Annotated in this window: 21 protein-coding genes and 1 tRNA gene; 8 read left to right on the forward strand and 14 right to left on the reverse strand. The window is 44.9% G+C overall.

Annotated elements, in window-relative coordinates:
- Window positions 1-21: 21 nt before the first annotated feature.
- Complete coding sequence (locus tag GO495_RS18170) at window positions 22-591, forward strand: NUMOD4 domain-containing protein (protein ID WP_157301151.1); 570 nt, start codon at window positions 22-24, stop codon at window positions 589-591.
- Between the two features lie 123 nt (window positions 592-714).
- On the opposite strand, the gene GO495_RS18175 is transcribed toward GO495_RS18170, so the two are convergent.
- Window positions 715-1,284 (reverse strand): thermonuclease family protein, encoded by a 570-nt coding sequence (locus GO495_RS18175; protein WP_157301152.1) that lies wholly within the window; start codon window positions 1,282-1,284, stop codon window positions 715-717.
- Between the two features lie 112 nt (window positions 1,285-1,396).
- On the opposite strand from GO495_RS18175, the gene proC reads away from it, so the two are divergent.
- Entirely contained in the window at window positions 1,397-2,197 is an 801-nt protein-coding gene (gene proC / locus GO495_RS18180; protein WP_157301153.1) for a pyrroline-5-carboxylate reductase, read from the forward strand.
- Here proC and GO495_RS18185 read toward each other — a convergent pair.
- The 6 genes from GO495_RS18185 to GO495_RS18210 form a co-directional block, all read right to left on the reverse strand.
- A complete protein-coding gene (locus tag GO495_RS18185; RefSeq protein ID WP_089781457.1) occupies window positions 2,194-2,694 on the reverse strand; it encodes a SixA phosphatase family protein in 501 nt (166 codons plus the stop codon). The genes proC and GO495_RS18185 overlap by 4 nt on opposite strands.
- Window positions 2,695-2,856: 162 nt before the next feature.
- Complete coding sequence (locus GO495_RS18190) at window positions 2,857-4,704, reverse strand: amidophosphoribosyltransferase (RefSeq protein WP_157301154.1); 1,848 nt, start codon at window positions 4,702-4,704, stop codon at window positions 2,857-2,859.
- 127 nt (window positions 4,705-4,831) lie between these two features.
- Window positions 4,832-6,214 carry a peptidylprolyl isomerase gene (locus GO495_RS18195; protein WP_157301155.1) on the reverse strand — a complete coding sequence of 461 codons (1,383 nt, stop codon included), beginning with the start codon at window positions 6,212-6,214 and terminating at the stop codon, window positions 4,832-4,834.
- Between the two features lie 86 nt (window positions 6,215-6,300).
- Window positions 6,301-9,912 (reverse strand): translation initiation factor IF-2, encoded by a 3,612-nt coding sequence (gene infB, locus GO495_RS18200; protein ID WP_157301156.1) that lies wholly within the window; start codon window positions 9,910-9,912, stop codon window positions 6,301-6,303.
- A 126-nt stretch (window positions 9,913-10,038) separates the two neighbouring features.
- Window positions 10,039-11,292, reverse strand: a complete 1,254-nt coding sequence (nusA, locus tag GO495_RS18205) for a transcription termination factor NusA (RefSeq protein ID WP_089781448.1) — start codon at window positions 11,290-11,292, stop codon at window positions 10,039-10,041.
- A gap of 22 nt (window positions 11,293-11,314) precedes the next feature.
- Window positions 11,315-11,779, reverse strand: coding sequence for an LSm family protein (locus GO495_RS18210; protein WP_157301157.1), 465 nt, complete (start codon window positions 11,777-11,779; stop codon window positions 11,315-11,317).
- 264 nt (window positions 11,780-12,043) lie between these two features.
- On the opposite strand from GO495_RS18210, the gene GO495_RS32740 reads away from it, so the two are divergent.
- From GO495_RS32740 to GO495_RS18225, 3 genes are all read left to right on the forward strand, one after another.
- Window positions 12,044-12,283, forward strand: coding sequence for a DUF2752 domain-containing protein (locus GO495_RS32740; RefSeq protein ID WP_205691288.1), 240 nt, complete (start codon window positions 12,044-12,046; stop codon window positions 12,281-12,283).
- Window positions 12,280-12,639 (forward strand): TM2 domain-containing protein, encoded by a 360-nt coding sequence (locus GO495_RS18220; protein WP_205691289.1) that lies wholly within the window; start codon window positions 12,280-12,282, stop codon window positions 12,637-12,639. Before GO495_RS32740 ends, GO495_RS18220 begins: the two co-directional genes overlap by 4 nt.
- A gap of 128 nt (window positions 12,640-12,767) precedes the next feature.
- The gene (locus GO495_RS18225) at window positions 12,768-13,007 is read left to right on the forward strand and encodes a hypothetical protein (RefSeq protein ID WP_157301159.1); all 240 of its coding nucleotides are present in this window, start codon (window positions 12,768-12,770) and stop codon (window positions 13,005-13,007) included.
- 2 nt (window positions 13,008-13,009) lie between these two features.
- Here GO495_RS18225 and GO495_RS18230 read toward each other — a convergent pair whose 3' ends face one another.
- Window positions 13,010-13,624 carry an HAD family hydrolase gene (locus GO495_RS18230; protein ID WP_157301160.1) on the reverse strand — a complete coding sequence of 205 codons (615 nt, stop codon included), beginning with the start codon at window positions 13,622-13,624 and terminating at the stop codon, window positions 13,010-13,012.
- Window positions 13,625-13,756: 132 nt separating this feature from the next.
- Between GO495_RS18230 and GO495_RS18235 the strand changes: the two genes are divergently transcribed.
- Window positions 13,757-13,830, forward strand: a tRNA-Ile gene (locus GO495_RS18235).
- 74 nt (window positions 13,831-13,904) lie between these two features.
- A complete protein-coding gene (tmk, locus tag GO495_RS18240; RefSeq protein WP_157301161.1) occupies window positions 13,905-14,597 on the forward strand; it encodes a dTMP kinase in 693 nt (230 codons plus the stop codon).
- A gap of 170 nt (window positions 14,598-14,767) precedes the next feature.
- On the opposite strand, the gene GO495_RS18245 is transcribed toward tmk, so the two are convergent.
- From GO495_RS18245 to GO495_RS18260, 4 genes are all read right to left on the reverse strand, one after another.
- Window positions 14,768-15,865, reverse strand: coding sequence for an esterase-like activity of phytase family protein (locus GO495_RS18245; protein ID WP_157301162.1), 1,098 nt, complete (start codon window positions 15,863-15,865; stop codon window positions 14,768-14,770).
- A gap of 94 nt (window positions 15,866-15,959) precedes the next feature.
- Window positions 15,960-16,754 (reverse strand): ferritin-like domain-containing protein, encoded by a 795-nt coding sequence (locus GO495_RS18250; protein ID WP_157301163.1) that lies wholly within the window; start codon window positions 16,752-16,754, stop codon window positions 15,960-15,962.
- Between the two features lie 36 nt (window positions 16,755-16,790).
- Complete coding sequence (locus tag GO495_RS18255) at window positions 16,791-17,498, reverse strand: ferritin-like domain-containing protein (RefSeq protein WP_157301164.1); 708 nt, start codon at window positions 17,496-17,498, stop codon at window positions 16,791-16,793.
- 329 nt (window positions 17,499-17,827) lie between these two features.
- Window positions 17,828-17,980: a lmo0937 family membrane protein gene (locus GO495_RS18260; RefSeq protein ID WP_157301165.1), complete on the reverse strand. Its 153-nt coding sequence runs from the start codon at window positions 17,978-17,980 to the stop codon at window positions 17,828-17,830.
- 327 nt (window positions 17,981-18,307) lie between these two features.
- On the opposite strand from GO495_RS18260, the gene GO495_RS18265 reads away from it, so the two are divergent.
- The gene (locus GO495_RS18265; RefSeq protein WP_157301166.1) at window positions 18,308-18,772 is read left to right on the forward strand and encodes a ferritin-like domain-containing protein; all 465 of its coding nucleotides are present in this window, start codon (window positions 18,308-18,310) and stop codon (window positions 18,770-18,772) included.
- 198 nt (window positions 18,773-18,970) lie between these two features.
- On the opposite strand, the gene thiH is transcribed toward GO495_RS18265, so the two are convergent.
- Window positions 18,971-20,071, reverse strand: coding sequence for a 2-iminoacetate synthase ThiH (gene thiH / locus GO495_RS18270; RefSeq protein ID WP_157301167.1), 1,101 nt, complete (start codon window positions 20,069-20,071; stop codon window positions 18,971-18,973).
- A gap of 13 nt (window positions 20,072-20,084) precedes the next feature.
- Window positions 20,085-20,843, reverse strand: a complete 759-nt coding sequence (locus GO495_RS18275; protein ID WP_157301168.1) for a thiazole synthase — start codon at window positions 20,841-20,843, stop codon at window positions 20,085-20,087.

The following is a 20,843-nucleotide window of genomic DNA, read 5'->3' on the forward strand; positions in this document are numbered from 1 at the left end:
CAACTATTAAATTTCTTTCACATGGCCACGATTAAAAACCTGAAAAATGAAGTCTGGAAAGACTTGCAGATTAAAAACAAATCTGCCCTGCGTAAAAAATACGCAGTCTCTAACATGGGAAGAGTGATCAGCTATTATGAAGATATCACGGACGGAAAACTCTTGTCCGGATCTACAGTGGAAGGCTATACCGTATTGAATGTTAAGCCTGCAGACAGTTATCAGTCGCTATACCTGCACAGGGAAGTAGCCAAACTGTTTAACAAGAAGCCCGGCCGTACATACAAGTACGTGATCCATGTTGATTACGACAAGAAGAACAACAAGGTCAGTAACCTGCAATGGGCTACTAAAGAAGAAATGGAAGCGCATCAGCAGTTTAGTCCAGCTAAACTTGCCTACAAGGAAAAGCAGCGTAACCGTGTTAAAGGGCTGAAGCTCAACATTACCAAAGTTAAGAGTATCAAACGTTTACTGGCTAAACCCGGTAAAAAGACAATGAAACAGATTGCCGAGCAGTTTGATATCAGTGAAATGCAGCTCTACCGTATTAAAAGCGGAGAAAACTGGAGCCATGTTACCCTGGATTAAGCCAGCTTTCCTGAAGGGGATCGGATGATATTGTGTTATAACGGTATAATGTTAGCACCAGGCCTTTGTATAATTTGCCAGGTAATGTTACTTAGCAGGGACGTATCAGAACAGACTTTAAAGTTATGTCCTGACGCCTTTTTTCCCTTTCGGCCCCTTTTTCTTCCCCGTTCTGTCTTTGCCATTCCCTATTTGTTTGGATTCTTCCCGGAATAACCAGGGAGCGATAGGATTTGCCTGTGCCCAAAGGCCCAGCTTCTGCCTTCGTGCATTCGCTTCTGCGGCTGCCAGCGGGGCACTTTTTGAATATTTTGTATAATGCCAGGCATGTCCGTCCGCTATCAGCCACCCGTTTACATACTCATTATTGCTGCTGTAGACATCTCCTATCCAGCGCTGATACCTGTCTTTATTCAACAACTCTACCGTTACCATCTTACCAAAGATCAGATCTGCCAGGGCCTGCCTGCTTTTCTGGTAATAGTCCTGTCCTTTTTCCGGTGCATCTATAGCACTCAGGCGGATCTTGTAAGTCTCCTTTTTTACCAGTAGTTCAAAGGTATCCCCGTCTATAATGCGTACCACTTTCCCTTTTACTTTTACAGGCGCTTTTTTCACAGTCGTATGAGCTGTTAATTGCTGCGTAAGGAAGCACAGGAAAAAGACAAGTACAAGATTAAAACGAGTGGGCATGAAATAGGATTTAGGCATGCGAAGTAACACATTTTATTTTAATGTGACTAGTGTTCTTGTGTATCTGATCATCTTGTTATACCTTCCGCATAATATTAAAGCGATAGTGAACATGTCTAGTAAGAAAATCGCCATCATTGGTGGTGGAAATCTGGGATCTGCAATAGCGCAGGGGTTATTAAAGAGCGGCTTTGCACAGCCTGCGGATCTTACCGTTACAAAAAGAAATATTGCATCATTAAGCGAGTTGCAGGCATTGGGTGTGCAGACGATTTCAGATAATGAGGCGGCCATCCGTGGTGCGGAAATAATAGTTGTGGCATTAAAGCCCTACAATGTAAAAGAGGTACTGGCAAAAGTAAAGAGCGCATTTGATCCGAAACGCCAGGTGCTGATCAGCGTAATGACCGGGGTATCTATAGACGACCTGGAAGAGATAGCCGGAGCAGGGATGCCGGTGGTGAGAGCAATGCCTAATACGGCCATTGCCATCCAGGAATCCATGACCTGTATCTGTTATAAGAACGTACCGGAGCAACTGGTGACTTTTGTAAAAGATATGTTTGACCAGCTGGGAGTTACGGTAAGTATAGACGAAAAGCTGATGGATGCTGCCACGGTATTGGGAGCATGTGGTATTGCCTATGCTTTGCGTTTTATCCGGGCCAATATACAAGGGGGTATAGAGATCGGGTTTGATGTAAAAACAGCCAATCTGATCGCTGCACAAACGGTGAAGGGTGCAGCAGAATTGCTGATACGTGAAAAACGCCATCCGGAAGAAGAGATCGATAAAGTAACTACCCCTAAAGGATGCACCATCGCTGGTCTCAATGAGATGGAGCATCAGGGATTCAGTTCCTCATTGATCAAGGGGATCACAGTTTCGTATAATAAGATCGTGAAAGGTTAGACGATTTCCTGTTTGGGGTAATCGAAGAACAGGAATGTTTTCCTGGCGCGGTCAAAATCTTTCCATGAATCAGTAAATGCCTGTACGGCAAAGATACCGGTAGTGGGAACATTATCAATGCGTATCTCCTGGGTCAGGTAATTGGCAAAGTCGGTAATACCGGGATTATGTGCGAAGATGGCGACAGCGCTGAAATCGTCGTCAATTTTAGTGATCACTTTCAGAAAGGTAGACGCGTAACAGAGATAGAGCTCTTCTTCGAACAGGATAGCTTCTTTGGGGTAATCCCATTCTTTGGCCATGATCTTGGCAGTACTGCTGGTCCGTTTAGCCGGACTAGCAATGATCAGCTCCGGTACAACTCCGCGCAGCATCAGTCTTGACGCCATTTCAGGCGCATTCTGTTTGCCCCGTTTATTAAGTGGCCGGTCAAAATCATCTACATCCGGATCATTCCAGCTGGATTTGGCGTGTCGAATAAGAAGTAATGTTTTCATAGCACATTACAGGTTAGCTGCATGAGAATTAATGTTTAGTACTAACTAATTTACGGATTTTACCGGGAGTAAGAGCGGACCGGTGCGGTAGAAGGGACGTGGAAACAGGGATTTAAAGTAAATTTAATAATAGGCCCGGGAATTACGCCCGGGCCTGTATATTTAATATCCTCTTTCGTTCTTGCCTTCCATATAATTCATGAAAGCTTTGTTTACCACACGGTTACCACCCGGAGTAGGATAGTTACCTGTGAAGTACCAATCACCGAGGTTATTGGGACAAGCTTTATGCAGACTTTCTATAGATTGATAGATCACATCTACTTTGGCATTAATGCCGGAAGGAGTGATGATCTGTGCAATCTTGGCAGAGATTTCTTCTGTAGTAAAAGGTTTGTAAATATTACGTACCACATTCTGCGCATGAAGGGTGTTGGTACGCTGCAGTTCCAGGCAAAGGCCATACGCTTCCTGCAGGATATGTTCCTTATCTTGTTCTTTCAGCAGGGAAATAGCAGCCTGGAAGGCAACGAAATCGCCCATCTTACTCATGTCGATACCGTAGCAGTCAGGATAACGGATCTGCGGTGCGGAAGAAACAACGATGATCCTTTTTGGTCCCAGACGGTCCAGCATTTTGATGATGCTTTCGCGCAGCGTAGTACCGCGAACGATGGAGTCGTCTATTACTACCAGGGTATCTATACCCGGGCGTACGGTACCATAAGTGATATCGTATACGTGTTGTACCATTTCATTACGGCCGGTATCTGCTGAAATAAAGGTGCGCATTTTCACGTCTTTGATAGCTATTTTATCAATGCGGACGCGGCGTCTGATCATTTCCGTCAGCTTCTCTTCATCTATGTCCTTACCCCAGGAAGCGATACGTTCGATCTTAATATTATTCAGGTAATCTTCCAGCCCTTTAATCATCCCGTAGAAAGCTATTTCAGCCGTATTTGGGATAAAGGAGAAGATGGTATTGCGAAGGTCGTTATCTATATTCTTCAGGATAGTTTCAGACAGGTTCTGACCAAGTGCGTGACGCTCTTTATAGATCTTTTCGTCGTTACCACGGGAGAAATAGATCCTTTCAAAGCTACAGGCACGGCGTTCTTTAGGCGCCAGTATCTGTTCTATGCTGTATTCGCCGTTTTCTTTTACGATCAGTGCGTTACCCGGCATCAGTTCATGTACTTCGTTTTCCCCTACGTTGAAAGCGGTACGGATGGCAGCACGTTCGGAAGCAGCTACGATCACATCTTCATTTACATAATAGTAAGAAGGGCGTATCCCGTGTGCATCGCGGATCACGAAAGAATCACCGCTACCTAAAAGACCACATACGTGGTAACCACCGTCAAACATGGAGAAAGCCTGTTGAAGGATCTGCTTCACATCCAGACCGTTAGTCCTTTCTTCATCTGCTTTACAAAGGAAATGGTGTACTACTTCCAGCATAGCAGCAAGGTCGCTGTTCTTATGTGTTTCTCCTGGCTGAACGTCTACGAACTTGAAGAGTTCATCAGCATTTACCAGGTTAAAGTTACCGGCGATTGCCAGGTTGCGTGCAGGAATTGTGTTGTAGCGTACAAAGGGGTGGCAGAGTTCTACGTTGTTTCTGCCCTGGGTGGCGTAGCGGAGATGCCCCATCAGTAATTCGCCCAGGAAGCGCATATGCCCTTTCATGAGGCCGGGGTACTTGGTGATTTCAGGCTGGTACTTTTCGATCTCGTCGATCTCGTCCTTCACTTTGGCAAAGATATCACCGATCGCCTGTGTAGCGCTGCTGCGGAGACGTTGCATAAAAGGGACCCCTGGCTCTGTATTCAATTTCACGGTTGCTATCCCTGCGCCATCCTGTCCCCTGTTATGCTGCTTTTCCATCAGCAGGTACAGCTTGTTGAGGCCGTAGAAAACCGTTCCATATTGTTGTTGGTAATAAGAAAACGGCTTCCTTAATCTTATAAATGCTAAACCGCATTCATGCTTTATGGCATCACTCATCCCTATAGAATTGAAGGCGCAAAGTTACGTGTAAAAAGCCGAAAAAGCCTAAAGTTCATGTTTAAATGAAAATCCCCGGTATAGCTATACCGGGGATCAATTATATTATAATGTGTATTGTTCTCATTTACTGTTTGGCAACGCTTTCAATCCATTTGGAGATGTGACTGCACTGTTTGAACTCATCATCCACATGGATATAGTACGTAGGGATTTTTTCCTTCAGCCATTTGTCGCGGGTTTCTTCCTGTTTGATCTGCAAGGTACGTTGCTGGATACGTGCATAATCATCGGTCATGTTCTCGCGGTGAGGCTGGGTACGTGTTTTCAGGTAAACAATACGGCAACCGAGACTTCCTTTTTCATCTGTATACTGAACCGGTTTGGATAGTCCGCCTGGTTTCAGGGTGTCCAGCATAAGTACGATATCCCTTTCGGAAGGATCGTCCAGCTGATCTATGGTGATCAGGGTGCTACCATTCATTTTGTTCTGTAGCATACCACCGTCGAACTTAGCCATTGGGGCATCGCTGTATTTGGCAACAGCTTCTGCAAAGGTGTATTTACCGGTAGCTATGTTGGTTCGGATGGTATCCAGTTTGGCCATTGCCTGGGCGATATCGGAACGGGTGATGTTTGGTTTGAGCAGAATATGCTGAACGGTCACGTTATCACCCTGGCGTTTAATACATTGGATCAGGTGGTAACCGAACTGTGTTTTGATAGGGCTGGAGATCTCATTCTCTTTCAGGCGGAAAGCCGCTGCGAGGAAGTCTGCATCCCATTGTTTATCTGCACGGTTCAGGATGTATACACCCTTGTTGTCTTTAGCTCCGGGATCGTCTGAGTACAAGAGTGCCAACCGACCGAAGTCGTTGGTTTTGTCCTGCACCTGTTTTTTGAAATCCAGCAGACGGCTGATGGAGTATTGTTCCATTTCGCGGGTGGGTTTCGGCAACAGGATCAGCTGACCTATTTCCAGTTCAGATTCGTAGAAGTGAAGGCTATCGTGAGGAATACCATCGAAATACCTTTTTACTTCAGAAGGGGTCACCTTTACTGTTCCGGTGATTTTTTCCTGCATGGCTTTTGCCAGAAGGCCTTCTTTGATAGGCTGGCGGAAGCGTTCACGCAGCTGGTAAATAGAATACCCGGTTACTTCTTTCATTTTTTCGCGGGTACCATATAGTTCTTCGAAATAGCGGATACGGTTTTCTATCTGTCCGTCCACATCCGCGTCACTTACGGGCAAACTATCGCGTTCTGCCTGCATTACCATTACTTTCTGAGCGATGATCTGTTCCATAATCAGGCAGGAAGCGTTTGGAGGCAGGCTATTGTCCGGCGTATTACGTTGCAGGTTTACCATTTCTCCTTCCACATCAGACTTCAAAACGATCTTGTCCCCTACGATGGCGGCTATTTTATCCGCTACCATCTTTTTCTGCTGGGCTGAAACTACCTGACAAAGCAGTAATGCGCCTGCAGAAATTGCCAATATTCTATTCATAATAACGAGTGCAGTGAATTTCAAAAGTAACCAAAAAATAAGCCGCGTGATAGCGGCTTATTTTTTTAACAAAAGTTTATGCTGTATTATAACGTTCTCTTTACTTCTACCTCTTCGAATCCTTCTACTATATCTCCTACGTGGAGGTCGCTGTAGTTTCTGATACTCAGACCGCATTCCATGTTGGCAGCCACTTCTTTCACATCTTCCTTGTAGCGTTTCAGAGATCCCAGTTCACCGGTGTAGATTACTATACCATCACGTACCAGGTTCACACGGGTGTTACGGGCTATCTTACCATCCAGTACAAAGCAACCTGCAACGGTAACCTTGTCGAAGCGATAAGTTTCGCGCACCTCTACGTTGGCAATAACCTTCTTCTCGATCTTAGGTTCAAGCATACCTTCCATCGCGCTCTTCAGCTCATCGATCGCATCGTAGATGATGGAGTAGGTACGGATCTCGATATTCTCTTTCTCTGCCAGTTTGGATGCCTGTGAAGACGGACGCACCTGGAAGCCCACGATGATCGCATCTGAAGCGGTAGCCAGCAATACGTCGGATTCTGTGATCTGACCCACTGCCTTGTGCACTACGCTTACTGCAATTTCTTCGGAAGACAGTTTCTGCAGGGAATCGCTCAATGCTTCTACAGAACCATCAAAGTCACCCTTGATGATCAGGTTCAGCTGTTTGAAGTTACCCAGTGCAAGACGACGACCGATTTCATCCAGCGTAATGTGTTTCTTGGTACGGATACCCTGTTCGCGGATGATCTGCGCACGGCGGGTAGCCATTTCCTTTGCTTCGGATTCATCTTCGTACATTCTGAATTTCTCACCAGCCTGCGGTGCACCGTTCAGACCCAGTACCTGTACAGGTGCGGATGGCCCGGCGGATTCTACACGCTGACCGCGTTCATTGAACATCGCCTTGATCTTACCGAAGTGAGACCCCGAAGCGATGGTATCGCCCTGATGAAGGGTACCTGCCTGTACCAGCAGGGTGGCTACATAACCACGACCTTTATCCAGTGATGCTTCAATTACGCTACCGGAGCCTTCTCTGTTAGGATTAGCTTTCAGTTCAAGTAATTCAGCTTCCAGTAATATCTTTTCCAGCAGGATGTCTATGTTGAAACCGCTCTTGGCAGAAATTTCCTGGCTCTGGTATTTACCACCCCAGTCTTCTACCAGCAGGTTCATACCAGCCAGTTGTTCTTTAATCTTTTCAGGATTAGCGCCCTCCTTATCTATCTTGTTAATAGCGAACACCATAGGCAGACCCGCTGCCTGTGAGTGGGAGATGGCTTCTTTTGTCTGTGGCATGATCGCATCATCCGCAGCAATTACGATGATAGCGATGTCCGCAACTTTGGCACCACGGGCACGCATCGCAGTGAAGGCTTCGTGACCCGGTGTATCCAGGAAGGTGAGGCGTTTTCCTGTAGCGGTAGTTACCTGGTAGGCTCCAATGTGCTGGGTAATACCCCCTGCCTCACCGGACACCACGTTTGCGCTACGGATATAGTCAAGCAAGGAGGTCTTACCATGGTCTACGTGACCCATGATGGTCACAATAGGCGCTCTTGGAACCAGATCTTCCTCGTTATCTTCTACTTCCTCTTCGTCCATTTCGTCTGCATCATCTACACCGATGAATTCAACTTCGTAACCAAACTCTCCGGATACCAGTTCTATTACTTCCGCATCGAGGCGTTGGTTAATAGATACCATGATACCGAGGCCCATACATTTGGAGATTACTTCTGCGAAGCTCACGTCCATCAGGTTGGCCAGTTCACTTACAGAAACGAATTCTGTAACCTGGAGTTTGTTGCCTTCAGCGCCCTGGTTAGCCATTTGCTCTGCGAGTTCATGACGTTTATCACGGCGTTGTTTGGCTTTGGTATTTTTACCACGTCCACCACCGCCGGTCATTTTGGCCATGGTTTCCTTGATCTTGTTCTGGATTTCGTTCTTATCTATTTCTTTGTCCTCAGGTCTCCTGTTATCGCGGTTACCATAACCACCACCAGCACCTACAGCGGGTCTGTTACCAAAACCACCTGGTCTGTTGCCGCCTGCTCCGCCGCCACGGTTACCACCTGGTCCACCCGGTCTGTTACCGCCGCCCTGATGGCCGCCTGGTCCGCCCGGTCTGTTACCACCTGGTCTGCCGTCACGATTAGGTGCAGCATGTGGTCTGCTTGGTCCTGCAGGTTTATTTGCATCGCCGGCATTGGCATTATTACCACCACCGCGATTACCTCCAGCACCCGCAGGCCTGTTATGATCGCGGTTAAAGTCACGGTTACCCGGACCGCGGTTGCCACCACCTTCATGACCGCCTTTATTCCCGGAACCACCCTCATTTGGGGAGACAGGTTCTGGTTTCTTTTCTACGATGATACGCTTGCGTTTGCGTTTGTCATCGCGGTCATTGTTATTATTGTTACCGCCACCGCCGCGATTGAAATTATTGTTATTTCCCTTGTTATCGCGGGTATGTCTTTCGGTATGAACGGGCAGATCGATTTTACCGATGACTTTTGGTCCGGTCAGTTTTTCTGCCTGTATGTTTTCTATAACGGCGTTACCACCGTTATCATCCTGGTCTGATGCAATTGCTGCTGCAACTTCCTCCATATGCTGTGCGGCCGGTTTTTGTGCGGGTTCTTTCGCAGGTACCGGTTCTTTTGTTTTATCCTGAGCGACGGCTGTTTTTTCAGCTACCGGCGCCTGTTTGTCTTCAACCACTTTAACAACTGGTTTTTCAGCAACAGGTGCAATAACTTTTTCTGTTTGGATGGGCTGTACAGGTTTCACCACTTCCGGTTCGGCAGGTTTTACTGCTTCTACGGGGCGTGTTGGTTGTACAGGCGGCACAACAACAGGCTCCTTAACGGGTTCTTTTTCTTTTGCCACAGGTGCTACGGGAGCAACGGGGGCTATAGGAGCCACAGGAGTTACAGGTGTTTCCGGTTGTTTTGCAACTGGTTTTTCTTCCTGTTCCTGTTTCTTGGCAACCGGAGGAGCTTTTTTGTGCTTATTAAGGGCATCCAGATCAATAGTGGCCACCACTTTGGGGCCATTAATCTTTGGAGCATCTGTTTTAGTGACTTCCGGGCTTTCCGGTTGTGCAGGAACTACAGGGGCTTTTTCAACAACAGGGGGCTGCGGAGCAGGCGGTTCTTTCTTAACCTCTTCTGTTTTAACAACAGGAGGGGTTACTACCGCTGCCACTACCGGTTCCGGTTTAGGCTCGGGCTTTGGTTCAGGCTTAGGCTCCGGTTTTGGTTCGGGTTTGGGCTCTGCTTTAGGCTCGGGCTTTGGTTCGGGTTTAGGCTCTGGTTTGGGTTCCACTGCTGCCGGGGATGTGGGTTCCTCTTTAGAAGAGGTTTCCTTCTTTTTGGCTGCTGCTGCCTCTGCTTCTTCCTTTTCCTTCTTCTTCATTGCATCTAACACACTTCCTTTAGGCAAGGCTATCTGATCGCTTTTGCGTTTATTAGCCTTATCCTGCTGGAATTCAGATTGCAGGGCCACATACATCTGAGAAGTCAGGCGTGCATTGGGTGAACCAAAGCCCCCCATATCATAGCCTTTATTAGCAAGAAAATCGATTAGCGTTTCCTTACCAATATTGAACTCCTTGGCTGCAGCCAGCAATCGTGGCGTGTTGTTTGTTACTTCAGGCATATTGTAATCTCGGGCCTCCCCATTTTTCCTGTTAGCTAACAGGACTCCGTTTTTTAACAATTAACAATAACTAAAAAATATTTCCTGTCAAGTAAGCCCACATCCTGGGGAAGTTGCGGTGTGGTCTTACTCTTTATCCTTATCAAATTCTTCCTGTAGTATTCTTCTAATATCTTTTACTGTTTCTTCTTCCAGATCAGAACGGCGAACCAGTTCTTCTACTGTAAGGTCCAGCACACTACGCGCGGTGTCGCAACCAATGCGTTTAAGTTCATCCAGCACCCACTCTTCAATCTCATCAGAGAATTCTTCCAGGTCAATATCAAATTCTGTTTGTTCCTGTTCTTCATCGCGGAACACATCTATTTCATATCCTGTCAATTCGCAGGCCAGTTTAATATTTACACCTTTTTTTCCGATAGCCAGGGATACCTGGTCTGCCTTAAGGTAAACAGAAGCATACTTATTATCATTATCCACTTCCATGCGGCTGATCCTTGCAGGCGTTAAGGCGCGCTGTATCAGCAATTGGATGTTAGCGGTATAGTTGATGATATCTATGTTTTCGTTGCGCAATTCCCTTACGATGCCATGAATGCGGCTTCCTTTCATACCAACGCAGGCCCCAACAGGGTCTATGCGGTCATCATAGGATTCCACAGCCACTTTGGCTCTTTCTCCGGGTTCGCGTACAATTTTCTTGATTACAATAAGGCCGTCAAAGATCTCGGGAACCTCAATTTCCAGCAATTTCGCCAGGAAGGTAGGATGGGTGCGGGAGAGTATGATAAGTGGTGCGTTGTTTTTCATTTCCACTTTCTTCACTACTGCTCTTACATTTTCCCCTTTCTTGAAATAATCGGTAGGAATTTGTTCAGATTTAGGTAAAATTAACTCATTCCTTTCATCATCAAGCAATAAAACTTCTTTTTTCCAAACCTGATAAACTTCACCGGTTACAATTTCACCTACTCTATCTGCATATTTTTTTACCAGGATGTTCTTTTTCAGGTCCCCTATACGGGCAGAAAGTGTCTGCTTAGCAGCCAGTATGGCTCTGCGGCCGAAATCCATGATTTCCACTTCTTCGTACAGATCCTCACCAACCTGGTAATCTGGTTCTACTAAAATGGCTTCAGAATAAGCAATCTGGGCATTATCGTCTTCCACTTCTCCATCCGTCACAATTGTTCTGCGGCGTAAAATCTCCAGGTCACCCTTCTCAGTATTTACAATCACGTCAAAATTCTCATCAGAGCCATACTTCTTACGAAGAAGCGTTTTAAACACATCTTCCAATACCTTCATCAAGGTAGGGCGGTCAATGTTTTCCGCCTCCTTAAACTCCGTGAATGACTCAATCAGGTTAATACTTGCCATGTTTCGATTATATTATTATATTTTAAAACACGATGCACACCATAGTGTGCTTTATTTCGCTTAAATTAATTTCTGTTGTTACTTTCTCTTTCTTCTTGCCCACTGTCTCCTCAATCGTGATCTTCTCCTCAGTGGCCGCCAGCAGCGTACCCTCCTTCTCTGTATTGTCCAGGAACGTCACAGCTACCTTACGGCCAATATTCTTAAGATATTGGCGGTTGAGTTTAAGCGGCTCGTCTAATCCGGGAGAGGAAACTTCCAGGGAGAAATCATTATCTGGAAAAAGGTTTGCACCTTCCAGTCTGGGGTATAAGTTGCGGTTGAAGGCTACAAGCTTCTCTACAGGCACACCATTGTCGCCATCTACAAAAAGCTTTATATTATTAGTGGGTTTTATCCGCACGTCTACCACAAAATATTCCGGGTAGGGTGCCAGCATTTCAGCTGCCAGGTCCCGGATGTTTATTAAAACATGTTCATTTGCCATATAAAAAAACGAGAAGGGGACAGTCCAGTCCCCTTCAATTGAATCATTTTCCTACATGCAAAATTAGGAATTTATTTTAATCCAAAAACTATTTCTTTAACTTGTACGAAATAATTTAATATATCCAAACCCCCGACCTATACAGATTGTAAAAGATTTTAATAAATTCACGCCCGCGCAGGTAACATGCAAATTAAAAGATACATACAACACGTTCATATAGAGTTATTCATATGGCCAACGGCGTTAGTGCTGCTATATTTCATGAACCCACAAGCTTCGGGCGCTCAAAGTTTTTGTTTGTTGAAGCACCTGGGAATTCCCTGGTGTCCGGGCTGCGGAATGGGACATTCTATCAATTACCTGCTTCACGGACAGTGGATCGCCTCCTTTAAAAACCATCCCTTAGGTCCATTTGCCGTATGCATGTTAACATATAGGACCTTCCAGCTGGGGAAATTACAGGTACAATCTATTTCTGAACTAAAAAACAACATCACATGACAGATTTTTCTTTTGCCATGTTGCCCGGCGTTGATTCGGAAGAATTAATGTGGCTGCAGGAACTTACCAAAAACTTCTCTGAAGAAAACAAAAGACGCTTCCTGTCTATCTACCAGGGACGCCGTCAGGACCCGCAAACCATCCTGATCTGTTCTCTTATCGGCCTGATCGGACCTGCGGGTATCCAACGTTTTCTCTTAAAGCAGATAGGAATGGGGATACTATACCTCTTTACCCTGGGATTCTGCTTTATAGGTACCATCGTAGATGCCGTTAATCACCGCAAACTTACATGGGAGTATAATAAGAAGGAAGCAATTGAGTCTGCTGCCTTACTGGGACTAAAAGACTTTTAACAGATTGATCAATTGCATACATTATTTATATATGTATGCAATTGATCTCAACAAATCCCATGTTAAAGAAAACCTAAAATCCAGCCGTTTTCCGGCCCTGATAGCCGATTAACTCCTACATTTGCTGTATGCTTAAGATTATCTTTTACACATTTATATTCTGGCTGCTGTACAAGCTCATATTTGATTTCATTGTACCGGTATACCAGTCCACCAAACAGGTTCGCCGTCAGATGGGTGATATCCAGGACCGTATGCGTCAGCAATATCAGGAACAACAACAGGCGCAGCAAGAGGCACAACGGCCGCAGGCATCTGCTAAAAAAACAGATAAAAGAGACTATCTCGATTTTGAAGAGATCAAATAGTCCTATCTGAAAATATCCGCAATAGTTTTAGGCGGTATCAGGTGAATTGTTTCCAGTCCAACCAGTTTTGCTCCCTCTATATTTGGCAAAGTATCGTCAATAAATAACGTTTCGGAAGGTTGCAGTCCATTCTCTTCCAGTACCAGCTGGTACGCCTCCTTCTCCGGCTTACGGAGACCAATCAGGTGCGAATAATACACTTTATCAAAAAAGTCTGCCAGTGATGGAATACTTCTGCTTTGCTGCAGAATGTTATTAAATGCGTCCATATGGATCGCATTCGTATTGCTAAGCAGGTACAAACCATAGTGCTGACGCAATTGCTGCAGGATCTGTAAACGACGCAGCGGGAAATCCAGCAGCATCGCATTCCAGGCATCTATGATCTGCTGGTCCGTCGTTCCTTCGGGTACGTGTTGCTGCATGGCAGTAAGAAAATCTTCCTTCCCGATCTTACCTGTTTCAAGATCTCCAAATAAATTGGATAACGTAAACTGGTTATACAGACTCGTAAAGTCTTTTACGCCTAACGCTGCAAATGCATTGTAAGTGAGCTGGTAATTGATGTTTAGTATAACTCCACCCAGATCGAAAATAATGTGCTTAATGCCTTTCATGGGTACAAATTTAGGAGTCTGAAAGAAAAAATTATAAATCAGTTGGATAATTGAATAAAAAATAATTAATTTTGCCCTCCCCTGAAAAGGGTACCCACAAAAAGTTTCAATATATTCGTTCTGCAAAGAACAGGTCCTATAGCTCAGTTGGTTAGAGCACCTGACTCATAATCAGGGGGTCCCTGGATCATGCCCAGGTGGGACCACACAGAAACAACGAGGCCGTCTCTTTCTTTGAGATGGCCTTTTTTTTGTCTGTTCGTTAAATGATCGTAACTACATGCAGATAAAAAGCAAATTCTTCGCTGTTGAAGGCCTGGACGGCGCCGGCAAGTCTACACAAATCGCATTACTGACAAATTATTTCAATGCCCGTGGTATTGAAACAAGATTTGTTCATTTCCCCAGAAGCCAGGAAGGCGTGTTCGGAGACCTGATCGCAAAATTCCTGCGCGGGGAATTCGGTGATGTGAAACAGGTACATCCGCAACTGGTAGCATTGCTCTTTGCAGAAGACAGAAAAGCATTTGCCCAAACGATCAACGAATGGCAGCAAAGCGGGCATGTAGTACTGGTAGACAGGTACGTGTTATCTAATATAGCTTTTCAGTGCGCCAAGCTGACATCAGAAAATGAGAAACGGGAATTAAGGGAATGGATCAATATGTTTGAATATGAATATAACCAGATCCCTAAGCCCGACTTGTCTTTTTACCTGGACGTACCCTTTGCATTCACAGAAAAAGCACTCACAGAAAGACGTTCTGGAGAAGAAAGAAAATATTTAAATGGAAAGGATGATATCCATGAAAAGGATTTCTCCCTGCAGCTGGCGGTAAAACATGAATATGATGTGCTGGTAAATACAGATAATACGATCACAAAAATTACCTGTTATAATAAAGACAATCAAATGAAATCAATAGCGGATATTCATACTGAGATCATTTCGAATATTGAGAAGATTATCTGAGGGAAGTTTACGGACATGTGAAAAATGAAAAAAAGGGTTCTCAGAGGATTAGAATACAATTGCTGGCATAGATTATTTCGAGAAGCTCTTTTGTAATAACAATTTAATACAAAACGTCCTTAATACCAATTTTGCTGTATATGCTATCAGAGATAGTTAAAAAAGCATTACTACTCCACCTCAAATAGATAAAACTGCGTCTCTTCCTGCGCGGAAAAATTATTATCTGCTACAAAAATCATACTCTTATGACCGTTCGGAAGACGTGGCCCGAAAGTCATTCCTTCTATGTTGTCTATGTACGTATGCAGACTCTCAAAATTAAATAACTGTTTTTTGCTGACAGGCGTAAAGGCTTTTACCTCCTGCAAAGAGTTGATATTGCTGACATCTGTAGCCTTATCCAGACTGGCAACAAACAACCTGATCGTACAATCTTTAATACCTGTGGAAAAAGACCGCTCTATAATCAACAGCTGAGAAGCTGATAATACAAGGATATCTGAAATACCATTGATGTAGAACTTATCTGAAGGTACCGGATGTTGTGCTACCGGATCCAGTTTATACGCATATTGCGCTACCGGTTTACGGCTTTGCAGATCGTATTTGAGAATACGGATATAGGCCGTTGTATCTGTGAATTCTGCACGTGGACCATCTTCATAACGGGGTTCTTCCAGGTTTACAAACATGTAACGGCCGTCAGGTGTAAACCCAAGTCCTTCGAATGTACCATTGCGGCGTGGACCAGCGGCTGTTGCCTGCATATGAAACTGTGACGGAATAGCAAATGAATCTAAAAAACGTCCATCTTTGCTGATCTCATACACACCAGGATCTTTTAGGATGGTGTCTTTATCTACAATCCTTTCTCCTTCACTGCTCCAGATGAGATGACCGGTATGCGGGTTATAACGCATCGCTTCCGGATCGGGCGCCATGTTTTTCGTAGCCGGATATACGTTACCATCCGGCATCCGTAATGAAGTAACAGCTGTAAAGCGGACACTGTCCGTTGTTAATTGAGCAGTATAAAATCTGGCAGACTGCTTTTCTGAACGATCATCACAAATGAGGTAATATACCTGTTGTGCAGTATCGTAATCGATACCCGATAATCCACCAATGGTTGTACCATTAAAAGGAAGATCATGAGGGATGATGTATTTATGTATTAACCGGAGTTTTGAAACAACAGGAGTTGTTGTTTTATGTGCAACGCTGCATCCGCTGAGCAGTATGCATAACAGCCAATATTTTTTCATACAAGCAGATGTTATTACCTGCTGCAAATGTATGAAATACAAAGCACCCGGTCGTTAACCCCAGGTGCTTTATGTTAAATATGAGCTGCTACGATCAGGTGTTTATAAAAGGAGCAATAATTGTTCGTACGGTGGCAGCATCCAGTGGTTCCTCGAATGCTTCGGTTGCTGCATCGGCAGTTATTCCTGTACAAATACCGGTAATGGTTACACCATCTTGTACCGTTAGGTCTTCTCCCGCGTATGTAGCATCTGTATCTGAGAAATCGTTTTGCGCCTGTGTAATCCAGCCTTTTTTTCCTCTCATCGTACGAATGTGCGCAGCATGACGTGCTTCTACAGAATGGATCTGTAAGGCAATTGTCAGTACTGTTCTATTTTCCTGTAAGTTACATATCTGGCCTTTGTATGCTCTTACACCCGTATCTTCAAAAGCCTGGGCTACTGTTAGCAATGTAGCTAAGTCGGTAAAGGTTGGTAAAGCGCCATTCTTCGTATAAGTGAAGGCAGGTGCAGGATCAGGAGTACCACCTAGTGCCTGAATAGTTTGCGCAATCAATGTTACGTGTGCAGCTTCCTGATTGGCGATCGTAGTAAATGCTGCAAATCCGGCTGCATCGAACAACGAGGTATGTGTAATAGCCTCAGAATAGAAACCTGATTCCAGGTGTTCCAGTAAAAGAGCAAACTGTAATACTGATAATACATCGGCGGGAGTACGGCCATAAGCCTTTTTAAACATGCTGCCTAATGCAAGAGGGACCGCAGACATAGCAAGCGCTTTACCAACATTGGCAAAACGCTTCATTGCACTTCTGCGCGTATCCAGACGTTCGTATATTTCCGGATCCGTTTTCTCTATAGCGGTAAAAATATTTTGAAGGTCCATATTGTAAGATTGTAAGACTGTGGAGTAATAAAGCAACTAGTGTGGCAGCGTGTTTACGTTGATCTGTGTCTTGATATACCTGCCGGCTATTGCAAAAACATCCAGTGGCGTTCTTGCTTTGTCCAGGCCCTTTTCATCAACAGCCGTGCTGGCCGCAAATGAACCGGCAAAGATCAGGTCACGTATAACGGCTGCGTGACGTGCTTCCACAGAAACAATTTTACCTGCAAATTCAAGATATTTAACCAATGAAATATACTGTCCTGCACCATTGTAGGCACTTACTCCCAGGTCTTCAAAAGCCATTGCTGCTGCCAGCACCTTCGTTCTGCTGGTGAAATCAATAGACGTGAAATTTACTTCCAGGGATGCAATTGCATTTGCACCTAATGCTGCTTTGAAGAATTCACGGTGAGCGATTTCGTGATTACGGATATCTGTAAGAATCGTTGCTTCGGCTGGACTCATGTCTGTATAAGGAGTAGCGATGACCTGTGTGTAGAATGCGGCTTCCAACTGTTCTAATGCGTATGCGTAGTTTAACACTGAAACATCACCACTACCAAGGCTTACACCAGAATCATCCGTATGATCTTTTGAGCAACTGCTTAATGTGGCTCCGGCAGAAAGTATGGCGGTGCCCATACCTGCGTATTTAAGGAATGTTCGGCGATGTACGCTGGGCTGGGCAATACCTTCCTCCTGACCATTACCGGCCACGGAGCGGGTTTTCCGTATGAACATAATGAAAGAGTTTTGTTTGAACTAAAAGGTTTTCAGATTATAGAAACGTACAACAAGAGAAAATGTTTAGAGCTACGCGATAGCAAAAACCAGGATTGCACTTTGGATGTGATAACAGGCTTTCTGTAGTTGATATACGGGAAGTAAATTCTCGGGATTTTAAAAAACGGTGAAATATTTCAATTGAATATTGAATATGATGTGGGGGCGCTATAAAGAGGGGATTTAAAGAATGATATATATAAGAATACGGATAATGAATCATGGTTTATCATTCATAACTATGATTCATTATCCGTAAAAAAACAGAGCTTTGGGAGCTACAATAATTATAGGGCCCTTCCACGTATGATATTTACGAGAATGGCGATGATAGCCAATACAAGTAGTACATGGATCAAGCCACCTGCGGAGTAAACAAACACGCCCAAAACCCATCCGATAATCAGAATAACTGCGATTAAATAAAGTAAGCCGTTCATATCAAAAAGATTTGGTTATAAATAGTATTTAAAAATCTATGCCAGATAAACAGGTGGTGGTACATAACCAGCTAGAACGGCCAATTATAAGTATTTGGGCGGTTTTCCCGCCAGTAGCAGGCAATCTGGCCACAGCGGTATAAAGTAGATTTGGGGAAGGTATTCCCCAGAAGGGGTATTAATGTTGGTTACCCCGCTCGGTAAACTATTGTAGGATACAGGTGTTTACTAACTGGACACATTTTTGAAATCATAAAAGAGGACTTATAAGGAACTGTTTTCCCCAGGAACAAGTTTCATTTATCACTGAATAAAATTTTAACACCCATGCAACACAACGAAAAATTGATGGAAGCCCTGAGTGATCTTGTTAAGATCAATAACGACCGCATCGAAGGATATAAAAAAGCCATGGACCAGACTGATGATGTTGACCTGAAAGCATTGTTTCAACGAATGACGGAAGAAAGCCGTGTGTATATAAACCAGTTGAATGAAGAACTGGTAAAAGGTGGAATTGGCGGGGAAAAGAATACAACGGTCTATGGAAGACTATACCGTACCTGGATGGGCGTAAAAGCAACCTTTACGGGAAAGAACCGCTATGCTATCCTGGCAGCCTGTGAATACGGGGAGGATGCTGCACAAAAGACTTATGAAGATGCTTTACGTTCTGATATCTCAATGCCTTACAGCGTTCGTGAAATGATCGCAAACCAGAAGAGTGCGCTGAAAAGTTCTCACGATACGATTAAGACTTTCAGGGATCTTGAAAAGGTAGTTCACAATTAATTCAGTTGTTCATTACTGACAGGCCTGTTCTTTTTGTTCATAATAGTGAAGTGTTCCTCCTGTTCAGGATGTGCAGCTTACATTTGAAACGAAGATTAAGCGGCTACTTATATTTATAAGTAACATTTCAGTAATGGATTTAGGTAAATAGACAGCCACGCAATACGTGGCTGTCTGTATTTAAAAACGAATGTCTTTCTAAAACCAGTCTTTCCACACAGGTTCGTATCCTTGTTTTCTTAGCATAAGCGCAATGTCTGCGGCATTCCTTTCATCTGAGATCTCAAATTGCTCAAGAGATGAAGTATCGGCAGCATACCCTCCGGGATTAGTTTTGGAGCCGGCGCTGATAGCGGTGATACCCAGCTTTACAATATTGTCCCGGAATGTTTCATTCTCCCGGGTAGATAAGCTGAGCTCTACTTCCTGGTCCAGTAAGCGGTAGGCGCAAATAAGCTGTACCAGTTCCCGGTCGTTCATGACAACCTTAGGCGGCAGTCCTCCTGAACATGGGCGTAACCTGGGAAAGGAAAGGCTGTATTTTGTTTGCCAGTAGGTTTTTTCTAAATACTGAAGATGAAGTGCTGTAAAGAAACTGTCTGTGCGCCAGTCTTCCAGTCCTATTAATACCCCCAGCCCTATTTTATGCACCCCGGCCCGGCCCAATCTGTCGGGCGTTTCCAGACGGTAATCAAAGTTTGATTTACGCCCTTTGGGATGATGTAGTTTATAATCTTCCCGGTGGTATGTTTCCTGGTATACCAGTACCGCATGTAATCCCAGGGGAATAAGTGCTGCGTATTCTGCCTCATCCATAGGCTGCACTTCCATAGAAATGCTGGCAAAGTGAGGACGGATAAGTTCCAGCGCCTGTTTGAAATAATCCAGGCCAACGGTCTGACTGGCTTCTCCTGTTACCAGCAGCACATGATCATATCCCATTTTCTTTATTGCGGCCACTTCCTGGAGTATCTCTGCCGGGGCCAGTGTTTTCCGCCGGATCTTATTATCCAGGCTAAATCCGCAGTAAGTGCATATGTTCTGACACTCATTGCTGAGATAGAGCGGGATATACAACTGCATGGTATTACCAAAGCGTTGCTGTGTCAGTTGCCGGCTCAGTTGCGCCATTTCTCCCAGGTAAGGAAGCGCGGCCGGAGACAGCAATGCTTTAAAATCTTCCAGGGTACGTTTGCGGACATGTAATGCCTGTTCCACATCCGTAGCCGTTTTAGCATAAATGCTTTCTTTTACCTGGTCCCAGTTATATTGATCAAAAATGTTTTTGAAGCCTGACATAAGATAGATGGATTTAATCAAGGAAACCGATAAGCGGACTGGACGCAATCGCCTCTTTATGAGCAGGCGCCAGTCCGGCCTCATAGGCTAATCTGCCCGCAATGACCGCCAGTTTAAATGCTTCAGCCATAACTACGGGGTTTTTAGACACGGCAATAGCGGTATTCACCAACACCGCGTCCGCACCCATTTCAAGGGCTCTGGCGGCATCTGAGGGGCTGCCAATGCCTGCATCTATCACTACCGGGATATTACTCTGCTCTATAATGATCTCCAGGAAATCTACCGTCTTTAATCCCTTGTTACTGCCTATAGGCGACCCGAGAGGCATCACTGCTGCCGTACCAACTGCTTCCAGTCGTTTGCACAGCACAGGATCTGCGTGTATATAGGGCAATACCACAAAGCCCAGTTTAACCAGTTCCTCGGCCGCAGCAAGTGTTTCTATCGGGTCCGGTAACAGGTAGCGGGGATCGGGATGTATTTCCAGCTTGATCCAGTTTGTTTCCATGGCTTCACGGGCCAGTTGTGCCGCATAGACCGCCTCTTTTGCCGTGCGCACACCGGAGGTGTTAGGCAACAGCCGGAAGGGCAAATGTTGTAACATATCATCTGCCTCGTTATGCAGGTCTACCCTTTTTAACGCGACGGTTACGAGTTCTGTGCCGGACGCCCGCAGCGCTTCCTCCATTACCGGCAGCGAAGCGAATTTGCCTGTGCCGGTAAAAAGGCGGGACGTAAAGGTGTGACCGGCTATGATCAAAGGTTGCAT

The organism is Chitinophaga oryziterrae (assembly GCF_009758125.1).
In the GTDB taxonomy this organism is placed as follows: Bacteria; Bacteroidota; Bacteroidia; order Chitinophagales; family Chitinophagaceae; genus Chitinophaga; species Chitinophaga oryziterrae.

Bases quoted from the DNA above. Each gene is read 5' to 3' on its own strand.
- GO495_RS18170 (WP_157301151.1), top strand. From the start codon at position 22: ATGGCCACGATTAAAAACCTGAAAAATGAAGTCTGGAAAGACTTGCAG.
- GO495_RS18185 (WP_089781457.1), bottom strand. From the start codon at position 2,694: ATGAAAACATTACTTCTTATTCGACACGCCAAATCCAGCTGGAATGAT.
- GO495_RS18275 (WP_157301168.1), bottom strand. From the start codon at position 20,843: ATGCAACCTTTGATCATAGCCGGTCACACCTTTACGTCCCGCCTTTTT.
- GO495_RS18265 (WP_157301166.1), top strand. From the start codon at position 18,308: ATGCAACACAACGAAAAATTGATGGAAGCCCTGAGTGATCTTGTTAAG.
- GO495_RS18195 (WP_157301155.1), bottom strand. From the start codon at position 6,214: ATGAATAGAATATTGGCAATTTCTGCAGGCGCATTACTGCTTTGTCAG.
- nusA (WP_089781448.1), bottom strand. From the start codon at position 11,292: ATGGCAAGTATTAACCTGATTGAGTCATTCACGGAGTTTAAGGAGGCG.
- proC (WP_157301153.1), top strand. From the start codon at position 1,397: ATGTCTAGTAAGAAAATCGCCATCATTGGTGGTGGAAATCTGGGATCT.
- infB (WP_157301156.1), bottom strand. From the start codon at position 9,912: ATGCCTGAAGTAACAAACAACACGCCACGATTGCTGGCTGCAGCCAAG.
- GO495_RS18175 (WP_157301152.1), bottom strand. From the start codon at position 1,284: ATGCCCACTCGTTTTAATCTTGTACTTGTCTTTTTCCTGTGCTTCCTT.
- GO495_RS18220 (WP_205691289.1), top strand. From the start codon at position 12,280: ATGACAGATTTTTCTTTTGCCATGTTGCCCGGCGTTGATTCGGAAGAA.
- GO495_RS18225 (WP_157301159.1), top strand. From the start codon at position 12,768: ATGCTTAAGATTATCTTTTACACATTTATATTCTGGCTGCTGTACAAG.
- GO495_RS32740 (WP_205691288.1), top strand. From the start codon at position 12,044: ATGAACCCACAAGCTTCGGGCGCTCAAAGTTTTTGTTTGTTGAAGCAC.
- GO495_RS18190 (WP_157301154.1), bottom strand. From the start codon at position 4,704: ATGAGTGATGCCATAAAGCATGAATGCGGTTTAGCATTTATAAGATTA.
- thiH (WP_157301167.1), bottom strand. From the start codon at position 20,071: ATGTCAGGCTTCAAAAACATTTTTGATCAATATAACTGGGACCAGGTA.
- GO495_RS18245 (WP_157301162.1), bottom strand. From the start codon at position 15,865: ATGAAAAAATATTGGCTGTTATGCATACTGCTCAGCGGATGCAGCGTT.
- GO495_RS18210 (WP_157301157.1), bottom strand. From the start codon at position 11,779: ATGGCAAATGAACATGTTTTAATAAACATCCGGGACCTGGCAGCTGAA.
- GO495_RS18255 (WP_157301164.1), bottom strand. From the start codon at position 17,498: ATGTTCATACGGAAAACCCGCTCCGTGGCCGGTAATGGTCAGGAGGAA.
- GO495_RS18250 (WP_157301163.1), bottom strand. From the start codon at position 16,754: ATGGACCTTCAAAATATTTTTACCGCTATAGAGAAAACGGATCCGGAA.
- GO495_RS18260 (WP_157301165.1), bottom strand. From the start codon at position 17,980: ATGAACGGCTTACTTTATTTAATCGCAGTTATTCTGATTATCGGATGG.
- GO495_RS18230 (WP_157301160.1), bottom strand. From the start codon at position 13,624: ATGAAAGGCATTAAGCACATTATTTTCGATCTGGGTGGAGTTATACTA.
- tmk (WP_157301161.1), top strand. From the start codon at position 13,905: ATGCAGATAAAAAGCAAATTCTTCGCTGTTGAAGGCCTGGACGGCGCC.